14 protein-coding genes are annotated in these 12,808 nt (G+C 70.8%); 8 read left to right on the plus strand and 6 right to left on the minus strand.

Translation table 11 applies throughout. From position 1 onward, the window contains the following. Window positions 1–41: 41 nt before the first annotated feature. The 4 genes from ACIGZJ_RS14320 to ACIGZJ_RS14335 all read left to right on the plus strand — a co-directional run bounded on the left by ACIGZJ_RS14320 (window position 42) and on the right by ACIGZJ_RS14335 (window position 4,659). Window positions 42–851 carry an endonuclease/exonuclease/phosphatase family protein gene (locus ACIGZJ_RS14320; RefSeq protein WP_396457462.1) on the plus strand — a complete coding sequence of 270 codons (810 nt, stop codon included), beginning with the start codon at window positions 42–44 and terminating at the stop codon, window positions 849–851. A 264-nt stretch (window positions 852–1,115) separates the two neighbouring features. Further along, window positions 1,116–2,396, plus strand: coding sequence for an aspartate aminotransferase family protein (locus ACIGZJ_RS14325; protein ID WP_396457463.1), 1,281 nt, complete (start codon window positions 1,116–1,118; stop codon window positions 2,394–2,396). A gap of 106 nt (window positions 2,397–2,502) precedes the next feature. Further along, complete coding sequence (locus ACIGZJ_RS14330) at window positions 2,503–3,201, plus strand: hypothetical protein (protein ID WP_396457464.1); 699 nt, start codon at window positions 2,503–2,505, stop codon at window positions 3,199–3,201. Window positions 3,202–3,342: 141 nt separating this feature from the next. Then, a complete protein-coding gene (locus ACIGZJ_RS14335) occupies window positions 3,343–4,659 on the plus strand; it encodes a hypothetical protein (protein WP_396457465.1) in 1,317 nt (438 codons plus the stop codon). Between the two features lie 30 nt (window positions 4,660–4,689). Here ACIGZJ_RS14335 and ACIGZJ_RS14340 read toward each other — a convergent pair whose 3' ends face one another. Together ACIGZJ_RS14340 and ACIGZJ_RS14345 are read right to left on the minus strand one after the other, a co-directional pair. Further along, window positions 4,690–6,021, minus strand: a complete 1,332-nt coding sequence (locus ACIGZJ_RS14340) for an FAD-binding oxidoreductase (RefSeq protein WP_396457466.1) — start codon at window positions 6,019–6,021, stop codon at window positions 4,690–4,692. 369 nt (window positions 6,022–6,390) lie between these two features. Beyond that, window positions 6,391–6,789, minus strand: coding sequence for a squamosa promoter-binding protein 15 (locus ACIGZJ_RS14345; RefSeq protein WP_396457467.1), 399 nt, complete (start codon window positions 6,787–6,789; stop codon window positions 6,391–6,393). A gap of 380 nt (window positions 6,790–7,169) precedes the next feature. Between ACIGZJ_RS14345 and ACIGZJ_RS14350 the strand changes: the two genes are divergently transcribed. From ACIGZJ_RS14350 to ACIGZJ_RS14360, 3 genes are all read left to right on the plus strand, one after another. After that, the gene (locus ACIGZJ_RS14350; protein WP_396457468.1) at window positions 7,170–7,469 is read left to right on the plus strand and encodes a hypothetical protein; all 300 of its coding nucleotides are present in this window, start codon (window positions 7,170–7,172) and stop codon (window positions 7,467–7,469) included. 157 nt (window positions 7,470–7,626) lie between these two features. Continuing rightward, on the plus strand, window positions 7,627–8,388 hold the full coding sequence (locus ACIGZJ_RS14355) for a MerR family transcriptional regulator (protein WP_396457469.1): 762 nt from the start codon (window positions 7,627–7,629) through the stop codon (window positions 8,386–8,388). A gap of 165 nt (window positions 8,389–8,553) precedes the next feature. Further along, on the plus strand, window positions 8,554–9,300 hold the full coding sequence (locus ACIGZJ_RS14360; protein ID WP_396457470.1) for a hypothetical protein: 747 nt from the start codon (window positions 8,554–8,556) through the stop codon (window positions 9,298–9,300). A 406-nt stretch (window positions 9,301–9,706) separates the two neighbouring features. Here the strand turns inward: ACIGZJ_RS14360 and ACIGZJ_RS14365 are convergent, their stop codons facing one another. The 3 genes from ACIGZJ_RS14365 to ACIGZJ_RS14375 are packed head-to-tail and all read right to left on the minus strand — an operon-like array spanning window position 9,707 to window position 11,299. Next, window positions 9,707–10,126, minus strand: a complete 420-nt coding sequence (locus tag ACIGZJ_RS14365) for an arsenate reductase ArsC (RefSeq protein WP_396457471.1) — start codon at window positions 10,124–10,126, stop codon at window positions 9,707–9,709. Between the two features lie 52 nt (window positions 10,127–10,178). Next, window positions 10,179–10,925: an aquaporin gene (locus tag ACIGZJ_RS14370; protein ID WP_396457472.1), complete on the minus strand. Its 747-nt coding sequence runs from the start codon at window positions 10,923–10,925 to the stop codon at window positions 10,179–10,181. Next, window positions 10,922–11,299 carry an ArsR/SmtB family transcription factor gene (locus ACIGZJ_RS14375; protein WP_396457473.1) on the minus strand — a complete coding sequence of 126 codons (378 nt, stop codon included), beginning with the start codon at window positions 11,297–11,299 and terminating at the stop codon, window positions 10,922–10,924. The genes ACIGZJ_RS14370 and ACIGZJ_RS14375 overlap by 4 nt, the downstream gene beginning before the upstream one ends. Before the next feature lie 89 nt (window positions 11,300–11,388). Here ACIGZJ_RS14375 and ACIGZJ_RS14380 point away from each other — a divergent pair, with 89 nt between their 5' ends. Further along, window positions 11,389–11,892, plus strand: a complete 504-nt coding sequence (locus tag ACIGZJ_RS14380; protein ID WP_396457474.1) for an ArsI/CadI family heavy metal resistance metalloenzyme — start codon at window positions 11,389–11,391, stop codon at window positions 11,890–11,892. Window positions 11,893–11,973: 81 nt separating this feature from the next. On the opposite strand, the gene ACIGZJ_RS14385 is transcribed toward ACIGZJ_RS14380, so the two are convergent. After that, a complete protein-coding gene (locus tag ACIGZJ_RS14385; RefSeq protein WP_396457475.1) occupies window positions 11,974–12,798 on the minus strand; it encodes a hypothetical protein in 825 nt (274 codons plus the stop codon). Between the last annotated feature and the right edge of the window lie 10 nt (window positions 12,799–12,808).

The following is a 12,808-nucleotide window of genomic DNA, read 5'->3' on the forward strand; positions in this document are numbered from 1 at the left end:
GCGGGTCCACGAAGGTTCTCCACTCCGGACGGGATGGACTCATGAAGCCTGCACTTCTGAAGGTCGGGACCTGGAACATCGGGGGCGGAATCCTCGGCAGATCCCATCAGCGGGGCGTGGACCCGTCGCTCGACTACTTCGCGTCGGTCCTGGAGGCGGGCCGGCCCGATGTGGTCTGCCTGCAGGAGTCCCACGACTACCACGGGCGCCGGGCGAGCCAGACGGAATGGCTGGCGGGACGTCTGGGGTATCCGTACTTCGCCTCGTTCCCGACGAGCAGGTCCCACATGGTGGAGGACGCCTCCCTGGCGCTCGGGATCGTCTCCCGGTTCCCGATCCGGGGCGCTGTGTACAGGCGGTTCCCCAACCCCGGGCTTCAGGTGGTCGGCCCGAACGGTGACGACTGGACGCTGCACGACAAGGGTTATGTCGTCGGGCAGTTGGAGCTGGGCGGCGGGCTTCTCGGACTGGTCAACGGGCACTGCTATCCGCTGCACCACTTCGGCGTGAGCCCGACCGAACCGATGTTCGCGCGGATGTGGGACATGCTGACGGCCGACCTGCTGGCCGCCGGCGAGGCCGGCCCGGCCGTCGCCGCCGTCGACCTGAACCACGCACGGGTGGGAGACCTGCTGGCCGAAGTCCTGCGGCCCGGTCGGTATTTCAGCGCATTCGAAGGAACCCCCACCACACCCCAGGGCGTACAGAAGGACCACATTCTCTACGGGCATTCGATCCGGCTGCTCACCACGACGGTGGCGGCCACCAGATCCGACCACTCGTATTGCCAGGCGAGCTTTTCCGGTGTGACCGGGTCGGTGGCGAAGAACACCGCGCCAAAACTAGCATGATCGATTCAATCAGGTCAGACCCTACCGTCCTGTTACCTGTTGGGACTTCGGGGAGCCGGGGTTCAGGCAGACTGGGTTTGAGTTGCAACGGGAACGAGTGCGCCAGGTTCTTCCCGGTCACGGGACGGCCTACCCGTACGCATACCGCGGAGCGCACCGTGCGCGGATCCCGGGTGTCGGCGCCACCCGGTCCGCACGGCAATTCCCAGCCTTCCTGAACGGGAACCCGAAGTCCCGACGACCCGTCCCCTGGAGTGTTCAGACATGCAGAATTCCACTTCAACGAGTTCGCTGTGGCGGCCTTGGACGTCGATCGCCCAACAGGCCAACTCCCTGCGGATCGTCGAGGCGAAAGGCAACCGCGTCCGCGACGCGGAGGGCAGGTGGTACCTCGACGGCATCTCCGGTGTCCTGAACGCGTCCTGCGGGCACGGGCATCCACGGCTGATCGAGGCCGCGACCCGGCAGTTCCAGCAACTCGTCCACTACGACCCCATGGTGTCGAGCCATGACCCCGCCGAGACGCTGACCGCGCGGCTGGCGGACCTCCTGCCGGGCGAGCTGAACGAGACCGTCCTGCTCAACAGCGGTTCGGAGGCCACCGAGGCGGCCCTCAGGATCGCGCTGCAGTACTGGCGCAACAACGGCGAGAACCGCAACCGGGTCATCACCTTCGAGGCGGCCTACCACGGCACCACCTACCTGGCCCAGCAGCTCTCGGGGCTGCCGTTCACGGTGAGCGAGTGGGCCCCGCCCTTCCCGATCGACCACGTCTCCCTGCCCGCGTCGCCGCGCGAGATACGCACCGAAGCGGGCGCCGAAGCGCTGATCGGGCTGTTCGCCAAGGCACTTGAGGCCGGCCCGCCCGCCGCGGCGGTCATGGTCGAACCGCTGCTGGGCCTCGGCGGCTGCGTCGTGCTCCCGACCGGATTCCTCGCCGGACTAAGGGAGTTGTGCGACCGGCACGGAGCGCTGCTCATCCTCGACGAGGTGTTCTGCGGATTCGGCCGCACCGGGCGGATGTTCGGCTTCGACCACGACGGGATCACGCCGGACATCGTCACCATGAGCAAGGGCATCAGCGGCGGCTACCTCCCGCTGGCCGCCGTGACGGTCACCTCGTCGATCAAGGAGACCTTCGTCCGGGAGCCGGTCGCCCAGGGGCTCCGCTACGGGCACACGACGGGCGGCCACGCCGTCGCGGCCGCCGTCGGGAACGCCGTGCTCGACGTGATGGCGGACGAGCGGCTGGTGGAGAACTCGGCGGCCCAGGGCGCAACGCTGCTGGAGGGGCTGCGGAAGCTCGAGTCGAGCCCGCTGATCGCCGACGTCCGCGGACTCGGGTTGGTGATCGCCATCGAGGCCGATGCCCCGGAGTCCGCCGCCGCCATCGCGGAGGCCGCGGCCCGCGCCGGGGTGATGACGCGTCACGAGCGCGGCGTGATCCGGATCGCACCGCCGTTGACGCTCACCGACGACGACACGGCGGAGATCCTCCAGAAGATCGCGGCCGCCGTCGAGGCGGCGGCCGCAGCACACCGTTGAGCCGAAGGCTATGCCTTCCCGTACCCATCGATCCATCGGATCACCAGTATCCGCAAAGGGGGAAGAGGCCATGATGCGGGCTTCGTCAGAGGCGACCCTGCAAGAAGTGAAGGACCAGCTGGAACGGGTCGTGGACAGTGGAGGCGGCACGACCTTCCAAGGGTCGGAGTCGGTCGTCCGCCGTCTCTCAGAGCCCGGCGAACTGCGGGCTCTGATCGGCCGGATCATCGCTGATGAGGCCGCCCTTGCCGACATGGCCGCCCGCTCCTACTACCATGCGAACAACTTCCTGAAGGTCGTCCTGCTGGCCGGCGACAAGAACCCCTGGAAGCTGCGCCTGCACCTGTGGCATCCACAACCGGACGCCTCGGGGACCATCACGGAGGACATCCACTCGCATCGTTGGGACTTCACGACCGCGCTCGTGGTCGGCGAGTACTTCGCCCAGGAGTTCAAGATCGGCCCCGGCACCGACTACCACCACTACCGGTACCTGCCGATCGGGCAAGGGAAGACCTTCTCCCTGGAGGCGCAGGGCAAGGAGCAGTTGTACGCCGCGTTCGAGGCGGTCCTGCCGGCAGGAACGATCTACCACATCAACCACGAGGTTCTGCACTGCATCTCGCGATCCGCCGGTAAGGCCGCAGCGTCACTCGTCCTGCAACAGCCCGCGGTGGAGGACTTCACGAACGTCTACCGGACCTCGCCGGTCGGCGCGCAGGCCAAGACCGAGATCGAGGTGCAGCGGCCGACCGTCGGCCAGCTGCGGGACGAGCTGACGCTCTTCCTGACCTGGATCGCCTGACCTGGACCGCCTGGGCCGGATCGCCTGGCCTGGACCGGCTGGTCTGGACCGGCTGGCCTGGACCGGCTGGTCTCGGCCGGCTTTCGCGCCACGGCCGAACGCCCTTCGCCCACCCTGAGAACCGGCACGGAGAGTGTGCAGATGCAGCAGTCCCGCGAGATGTCCTCCCCTGAGTACGAGCGGGCTCCGGTGGAGCGGCTCGGCCGGCCGCCCGGCGCCGAGACAGCCCGATTGTTCAGAACCGCCGCACAGCGCCGGGGCCTGGCCGGGAACGACCTGGCCCTGGCCCGTGCGGCGCGGGAGGAGATCAAGCAGCGCGCACGCAGGATTTCCGAACTGGTCGACAAGGTCGAGGGACTCCCGCTGACCGCGGAGGAGTGCTCCGTTCTGCGGCCGCCCTTCGGCCGCGCCACCCACCTGCCCAGTCCCGATCGCCCGTATGTACACCTGGCCGTCCATACGGGACAGGGCGGCGTGAGCGTCACGCCGGTCTGGGCGACGGCGGACGGCGGGAACGTGGTCATCAGCACGGTGGAGAACAGGATCAAGGCAAGGGCGACGGCTCTCGATCCGATGGTCGCGCTGTCCGTTCCGGCCGGCGTCGGGAGCCAGATCTGCTTCGAGGTGGGCGGCTTCGTCAAGCAGTCGCCGGACGGGGAGCGCTCGTTGATCCGCACCCTGGCCGGCCTGTACAGCAAGCCGAAGGTCGGCGAGCAGTCGGACGGGAACTACACCAGCTGGGACCAGCGGGAACGGAACGAGCGGCTTCGGCTGGAGGTGCTGGCCTACCGGGTGCGCAACGAACTCGGCGACGATCCGGTGTCCCGGTCCGCTCCCTACGTCCGGGCGCTGGCACCGAGGTTCAGCGACGACGACCCGGATCGAGCGCCCCGGCGAGGCCCGCACGACGCGTTCTGGGGACCGGACGGGGACTACGGCGACGACGAGCCGGAACTGCGCGGGGCCCGGGACGAGTTGGCGATCCTTGGTGTGGTGAGCCAGGGGAAGGGGGACAAGTACCGCTCGCTGAGTCCCACTTACGGACACCTCGCCTGCTTCGACCGCCAGGGCCTCCTGCGCTGCCGCCAGATCGGATTCGAGGTGATCGACATCGAGGGGGAGGCCCGAATCGCGTTCCTCGCCCGGAGGGGCGACTCCGACCTGCTGCGGAGGACCCCTGCGGTGGCCCTGTCCGTCGCCAGGTACGACAGCGGGAGCGTCTGGCTGCAGTCCCAGGGAGTGCCTCGGCTGCACGACGATCCGGACCTGGTCCAGGAGGCGATCCGGCGCCTGGAGAGCCGGTACAACCGGGTCCACCACCGACTGGCACTCGACCTGGGCTCGCCCGAGCGCACCGCTGAGGGCCACGTGCTGGTGACCCTCTCCCACCAGAGGCTCAGCAGCCGGTACCGGGAGACGGAGCGGTCGCTGCGCTCCGCCGGCGGGCACGTGAAGTGAGGCGGCACGAGGTCGCCGGCGTCGCCCGGTCTACTGCACCGGGTCGCCGAGGTAGCCGGGAAAGCGGCCTTCGGGGTCGCGGGCGGCGCGGACCTGCTGGAACCTCGACCAGGCCGCGTCGGACATGGCGCGGTCGGGTCGGACGGTGAAGTCGCTGTCGCCCAGGTAACAGCCGGCCGAGTGCGGCGCCACGCGGGTCATCGTGTCGTCCAGCCACGAGCGGCACCGGGCGTCCTCCGCCGCGGTTTCGCCGATCACGTAGGCGGCGAAGTACAGGTCCGTCGACACGGAGAGTGCCATGTCCGGAAGTTGACGTGACATCAGAGGCGTGAAGTCGCCCAGGACGGTGAACGTCTTGGCGGTGGGCAGCTCGCTGAAGGCGGGTGCCAGCGCCGGGACCAGCTCCGCCGTCGAGCCGGTGAGGAAGGCGTTGTCCGCGAAGTAGCGGTGGTGGTCGGGATTGCCCCGCAGCTGCTCCGCGTTGAGGTCGGCGAAGTCCACCGGCCGGGCCACCGTGGCGGCGAGGGCCCGGCCGGCCACCGGGCAGTCTCCGAGCGCGGCGAGCGAGGCCGGGCCGCCGTCGAACGAGACCGCGTCGATGACCAGCACCGGGCGGTCGGAGCCGGGCGGAGTGCAGCCGACGGCGGCCAGTTCCACGGACGGCGGCACGTCGCGGCGCGCCGTGAGGTACCAGTCCAGCACCTCCGGGGCGAGCTCGGCGGGGTAGACGTGGTTGGAGCGGGTGAGCTGCCGGAACCGGGGGCGCGTGCGCAGCCGGAACTCGGTGACCACGCCGAAGAAGCCGGGGCCGGAGCCGCGTGCCGCCCAGAACAGGTCGGCGTTCTCGGTCTTGGAGCACCGCACCAGCTCGCCCGTCGCGGTGACCACGTCCATGGACTCGACGGACTCCGCGGCCCAGCCCCAGCCGCGGCAGTTCCAGCCGATGCCGCCCTGCAGCAGGAACCCGCCCAGACCGACGGTGGGTGCATGGCCCACGGCGAAGAACCGGTCGTGTCGGGCGAGATACGGGTCCAGGTCAAGCCCGCCGCGCACCGCCGGGCCGACCGCCACGACTGCGTCGGCGGGGTCGTAGGACATCCCGGTGAACCGGGCCAGGTCGATCAGGAGGGTGTCCTCACGCAGTGACCAGGCGGCCCAACTGTGCCCCCCGGAGCGGACCGCGACCTTCCAGCCCTCTGCCGCGGCCAGCTTCACGCCGGCCACCACGTCGGCGGTGTCGGCGGCGCACAGCACCGCCGCAGGCCGCCGCGAGGGGCGCCGCCGGTTGAAGATCCGCGAGGTCGCGGCGGCGGCGAAGCCCGTGTCACCGCTCCGCCAGAACGCTCCGGTGAAAGCCGTCATCAGTATCGATCGCCCAATCGGTCCGTACGCGCTGCAGACCAGTAGTCACAGGTTCAGGAGAAGGAGCACGCCACGCGGTGTCACGCGGACGAGGCTCCTCACGGGTGCCGCGTGACCTCTGATGGCAATCCGGTCGGGTGCGGCGGAACCGTAGGCTACTGATCGGCCTGCTGCGCAGGTACTGACATGAGCCAGGACCGCGTCGCCGGCCCCGAGGGACGGGTCGGACCGGAGGCGGCGACCGCGGCGGGACCATCGGACCCCTGACCAGGGCCATCAGCCTCTCGTCGGCCGACACGTACCCGGGCACGACGGCCGACAGCGTCTCCGATGATCTCCGGGCCCGCGGCACCGGCCGCATCGGGAGCGTCACCCGTTCGACCAGACCTGTTCCTCCCGGCCCTCGGGCACGATCTGCCGCAGCTCCGTACCGTGGAACATCCACACACGGAAGTAGACCTGTTCCTGGTCCATCACGAACAGCTGTACGAACTCGGGGCGCTCCCAGGCGATGCGCTCGACATGCGCCACCAGCCCCGCCAGGTCGGTGTGGTTGAGCGCTCCCGCATAGACGTCACACTCCGGATACTTACCGCCGCCCCAGTGCGTGTCACTGCCGGTGGTCTCCTTGAGCGAGCCGACCCATCCGACAGCGCCCGGGCCGAAGCCGCGCCGTGGGGCGGACGTCTGCAACCACTGACTCAGCTCCTCAGCACCCGACCGATCATCCGAATCCACAGAAATCATGACGTTCGCAACGTGACTCACACCAGGATTCAACACAAGCGCTGGTTGTTCCGCTACTGAGGTCCCGCAGGTGAACCACACGGATGAGCCGACACACGATTGCGGACACGTCCGTACGACAGGCCACGCGGCCTAGACCGCAGCCACTGGTCGTGGCGACCATGCGAAACCGAATCGCGGAACCCGTACGACCCCACCTGTCGGTACCCAGTCTCCTGCCTCCTGCAGTCCGTCCAGCCTGCCCTGCCCTGCCCGACAGCGCCGGTGCTGTCGGCGCCGCCGCCCACCGATGAGGAGAACCGTCGTGTCCCCACCGCGCCACCCTGCTGGCCGTCGCCGCCGCCGGACTCGAACACCTCTATCCGGACGCGGGGGAGCCGTGGCAGCCCGACGCCCTCCACATGGCCACCCACCCGCACTCGGCGCTCGTCGATCTCGGCCCCCTCCTGCAGGGCGTCGGCAAGACGGCGCTCAGCGTCCCGGACGGCCTGGTGGACCTGACCTGCGACGTGAGTCCGTGGGTGGCTCGGAAGTGGGCCGCCATCTCGGCCCACCGCAGTGAGGTCGAACGCGAGCGCCCGCTCCCCGGCATCCTGACCCGACTGCCCGAGGACGTCCGCCACCGGATCATCGCAACCGAGCACTTCATGACCTCCACCCCCCACGGCCGGCCCCGCCCCGGGCAGCTCGGGGAACCCTAGGCACCTCTGGCAGAAGGCAGGCAGCAGGAGGCCAGGCGGCAGCGGACCGCGCAACGAGGTGGGCTGCAGGGGTTGAAGTTGTCGCTACGGCAGCTTCTACCGTCGTGGACAGGGCCGGACAGTCCGGCCCGGTGAGGCGATCGTGAGGGGTGCGGCGATGGAGTGGTCGATCGCGGAGGTCGCTCGGATGTCGGGCGTGACCGCGCGGACCTTGCGGCACTACGGCGAGATCGGCCTGCTGGTGCCCGCCCGGATCGGGGTGGGCGGTCACCGCTACTACGAGGAGTCCCAGTTGCTGCTGCTTCAGCAGATTCTCGTTCTGCGGGCGCTGGGCCTGGGGCTGCCGGAGATCGGCCGGGTCCTGGTCGAGCAGGTCGACGAGGTGGAGGCCCTGCGCGATCACCACCGGCGGCTTCTCGCCGAGCGGGACCGGCTCGACGCCCTGGTCGGCACCGTCTGTCGCACGATCGCGGAACTGGAACAGTCCAGAAAGGACGGCACATCCATGACCACCATCAACCGGCCGGAGAACCTGTTCGAGGGCATCCTGCCCTCCGTGTACGAGGAGAGCCTGCGGGACTTCCCCGAGCACGCCGAGGAGGCCGCCCGGAGGGTCGCCGCGATGAGCCCGGAGCAGGTCGAGGCCGGCCAGCGTGAGCGTACGGCGCAGATGATCCGGCTGGCCGAGCTGATGGCCGCGGGCCTGCCGGTCGACGCCGGGCCCGTGCAGGCCGAGGCCGACGCCCAGTACCGGGCCCTGACCGCACTGCGCAGCGTCTCGGCTGAGGAGTACCGCGCCATCGGTCGCTCCTGCGTCGACAACGACGCGTGGCGCGCCGCGTACGAGGCGATCGCACCGGGCCTGGCCGAGTACCAGCGCGACGCCATCGAGTCCTACGCCGCCGCCCGGCTGGACTGACCCGGGGACCGGCCCGTCCGGGAGGCGAACGGCAGGGTCGACGACGCCCTGTCGTTCAGGTGAAGATTCCACCCGGGCTCCAGGACGCCCGGGGGCCCGGGAAGACATCGCGAGTGACAGGCCGCTCGCCCGGAGCGGCCCCACCGGACCACGGAGACCTCCCCGATGCGCCCACTTCCCCGCCCCGCCGCATTCCTCGCCACCGCCCTGTCCACCACCGCCCTGTGCGCCACCGTCCTGGCCGGCCCGGCGCCCGCCGCCGCGGCGCAACCTGCGGCCAGCCGGTACCTGAACGTGCACCAGTGCGTCTTCGACGCGTTCCTGCCGGCGAGCTTCGACCTCCTGACCACCGTCGTCCCCAGCCGGGACGGGCGCTTCACCGCCGGGACGAACGTCTCCGGCACCGCGGACGCGGCCCCCTCCTGCGGCCCGGGGGACGGGACCTACGAGAGGAACGTCTACTCGGCCGCCGAGGGCTACGACCTGACGGCGGGCCGCTATCTGAACCTGCACCAGTGCGTGTTCTTCGGCGACTACGACCAGACCCACCTCACCACGCTGGTGGGGGCCACGGACTTCAAGTTCACCGCCGGCACCAACGTCTCCAACACCCGTGACTCCAGCCCGAGATGCGGCAGCGGAGGCGGCGTCTACGACCCCATCCCCCTGCTGTCGAGCGCCACGCCGCTGGACCTCGCCGCCGGCCGGTACCTGAACCTGCACCAGTGCATGTACTACTTCAACGGCCGCCGCGACCACTTCACGACGGTGGCCGCGAGCGGGGACGGCCGGTTCAAGGCGGGGACGAACATCTCCAACACCCCGGACACCACGCCCTCCTGCGGCCCCGGGGACGGCCTGTACCAGCTCGTCCCCCTGCTCTCGGGTGTCAAGGCCATCCCCGTGAGCTGAGCCCGACGCCCCACCGCAGGCTTCCGCCTCACCGGGCAACCGGTGGGTGAGCGCCCAGATCGACGCCCTCCCGGACGCTCCTACGTCCGGGAGGGCGTCGAGCCGCCTGCTCGCCCCGGCCTCCTCGTCGTGCCCGACGCTGCGCACGGGACGGAGTTGCCAGGCCAGGCCAGGCGGGCTGCCCGCCCCGCCCACCGCCTCCGCGCGCCTGCGCGTCCTGTGTCCCTACACGGTCACCGGTGCGCTCTTCCTCGTCTCCAGCAACGACCGCCGCACCCGGTTCGACTTCGGCGGCGACCCCGCCAAGGTCGCCTCAACCAGCACAGCGTGCACATCCACCAGAGCCTCAGCGGTCAGCTCACCGGCCACTGACCGTTCCCGCCGCGAACCGTGACGGTCCCGGCGCTCAAGCCGTGACCTGGACGCCGAGGTCGGCGAGCAGGCCGCGGATGCGCCGCTCGATCTCGTCGCGGATCGGGCGGACGGCCGCGACGCCCTGACCGGCCGGGTCGTCCAGCGTCCAGTCCAGGTACCGCTTGCCGGGGAAGTACGGGCAGGCGTCGCCACAGCCCATGGTGATCACCACGTCGGAGGACTGCACCGCCTCGACGGTCAGGACCTTCGGGGTCTCGGCGGAGATGTCGATGCCCACTTCGGCGAGGGCCTCGACCACGGCCGGGTTCACGCTGTCCGCGGGAGCGGACCCGGCGGAACGGACCTGTACCCGGTCGCCGCCGATCCGGGTGAGGAAGGCGGCGGCCATCTGGGAACGCCCCGCGTTGTGGACGCAGACGAACAGCACGGACGGAACAGCGGGAGCAGGCACGGCACGGTCCTTCGGGGCTCAGGGGGAGGTGGAGGGGGAGGGGAGGGCGGGTTCAGGGGGTGGCCGAAGTGGCCGGGGCAGCCGGGGCCGGCCGCGGGACGGCGGCCGCCACCGGGACCGGGTGGCCGAACAGCACCGCGACCAGGCCGAGGCCCACGGCCAGGCCGACGAGCTGGGCGGCGACGAACGGTGCGACGGAGGCGGGGGCGATGCCGGCGAAGGTGTCGGTGAACGCCCGTCCGATCGTCACGGCCGGGTTGGCGAAGGAGGTGGAGGAGGTGAACCAGTAGGCGGCGCCGATGAAGGAGGCGACCGCCGCCGGGGCGAAGCGCTCGCGGCCGGTCCGGGCGAGCCCGAAGACCAGCAGGACCAGGCCGGTGGTCGCGACGACCTCGCCCAGCCAGAGATGTCCGGCGAAGCGGTCGTGGGTGGACCAGGCGACGAGCGGCCGGTCGAACATCGCGTCGGCGAGCACCGCACCGCCGATCGCCCCCGCGGTCTGGGCGAGGGCATAGGTCGCGACCTCCCCCGGGCCGGGCCCGCTTCCGGTCCGGCGGCCGGTCCACCAGGCGGCCAGCGTGACGACCGGGTTGAAGTGGGCGCCGGAGACCGGGCCGAGCAGCAGGATCAGCACGCCCAGGCCGAAGACGGTCGCCAGCGAGTTGGCCAGCAACTGCAGGCCGACGTCCTGGGACAGCCCGGCGGCCTGGATCCCGGAGCCGACCACGACCGCGACCAGCGCGGCCGTCCCGACCAGCTCGGCGGCCGCCCGGCGGCCCAGCGCGGCAGTGTCCGTCATCTCGCGTCTCCGGCGGTGGCCGGGGCGTCGAGCAGGGCGGACAACCTGGCCAGGGCGGCGGGCAGCACCCAGTAGTAGACCCAGGTCCCCCGGCGCTCGGAGCCGACCAGTCCGGCTTCGCGCAGGATCTTGAGGTGGTGGGAGATCGTCGGCTGGGACACGGCGAACGGGCCGGTCAGGTCGCAGACGCAGGCCTCGCCGCCCTCGTACGAGGCGATCAGCGACAGCAGTCGCAGCCGCACCGGGTCGGACAGGGCCTTGAACATCTTCGCCAGGTCCACGGCGGCCGCCTCGCCGAGCGGTTCGCGGACCATCGGCGAGCAGCACGCGCTCGCGTCGTCCTGACTGAGCACCTCGAGTTTCGGATTCGACATGTGTCTATGTTGACAGCCATCTATTCCGAGAGGCAAGGTCGCTGTATCGACAACCGTCGAATCAAGGTTCCCGGATCGGGGAGACCGCCATGTCCCGCGTTCAGCTCGCCCTTCGCGTCGCCGACCTCGAAGGGTCCATCGCCTTCTACTCCGCGCTCTTCGGGGTCGAGCCCGCCAAGCGCCGGCCCGGCTACGCGAACTTCGCCATCGCCGAGCCCCCGCTCAAGCTCGTCCTCATCGAGGGTGAGGCCGGGCAGGACACCCGACTCGACCACCTCGGCGTCGAGGTCTCCACGACCGGGGAGGTCACGGCGGCCACTGCCCGGTTCAAGGGCGCCGGCCTCGCCACCGTCGAGGAGAACGACACCTCCTGCTGCTACGCCCTTCAGGACAAGGTCTGGCTGCACGGCCCCGGCCGGGAGCCCTGGGAGGTCTACGTCGTCAAGGCCGACGCCGACACGCTCGACAAGGCGGTCGGCGCGCCTGACTCCTGCTGCGGCACCACCGCCTGCGGCACCACCGCCTGTGGTACCTCCGATGAGCGGGCCCTGGACGCGGTCCGGACCCCGGCCGAGGCGAAGACCGTCGGCTGAGGTGCGGCGGTCCGCTGGACCCGCCGGTGACCACAGGCCGGGTGGCCCGTCCTGTGGTCACCGCGCCCGGGGGCGGTCAGGTCAGTGCTGACCGGCCCGGCGGCGGCGCATGACCAGGACGGCGCCCACCCCGAGCAGCCCGAGGGCAGCGGTCAGGGTCAGGCCGATGTTCGCCCCGGTCGAGGCGAGGCTGCCCGTACCGCTCACCGCCGTGGAGGCGGAGGGCGAGGCCGAGTGGTCGGCGGCCGCACCGGCCGTGGAGCCGGTCGAGGAGGCGGGCGCCACGGTGGGGCTGGAGGACGCCCCGGTGGTGGCCGCAGCCGACGCCGACATGGACGCCGACGCCGACGCCGACGCCGACGGAGAGGCGGAGGCGGAGGGCGACTTGGACCCGGACGGCGACGGGCCGGTGGTGGCGCTCGGCGAGGTGGATATCCCCGGCGTGGTGGGCGTCGACGTCGCCCGCGTGGTCGGCGTGGGGCTCGGCGAGGTGCTGACGGCCGGGCAGGTGTGCGAGAGGTTGAACCACTTCACCTCGCCGCCCTGGACCTCGGCGCTGGCCGACGTCAGCTTGGCGCCCGGAGCCGACCCGACATAGGCGTGCTTGGTGGTGGGCGGCCCGAAGACGGTGATCACCTGCGGGGTGCCGTTGTCGAAGGCGACCGTGAGCTTGACGAAGTCCGTCGAGTTGCCCGGGAGGACGAAGTGCCAGCCGTCCTGATTGGTGCCGATGCTCCCGCACTTCGCCTCGTGCTCGCCGAAACCGGCAGCGGTGAGGGGAAGGTCCTGGTGGACCGGGACGGTGTAGGTGCCGGCGGTGGCGAAGGCCGAGGGCGCCGCGGGAAGGATCATGAGACTGGCGGCCGCTGCCGTGAACACGGCGCGGGTGGTGAGAGTAGCGCGCATGGTGACCGTT

Origin of the sequence: Kitasatospora sp. NPDC052868, from assembly GCF_044547105.1 — a bacterium.
Lineage (GTDB): Bacteria > Actinomycetota > Actinomycetes > Streptomycetales > Streptomycetaceae > Kitasatospora.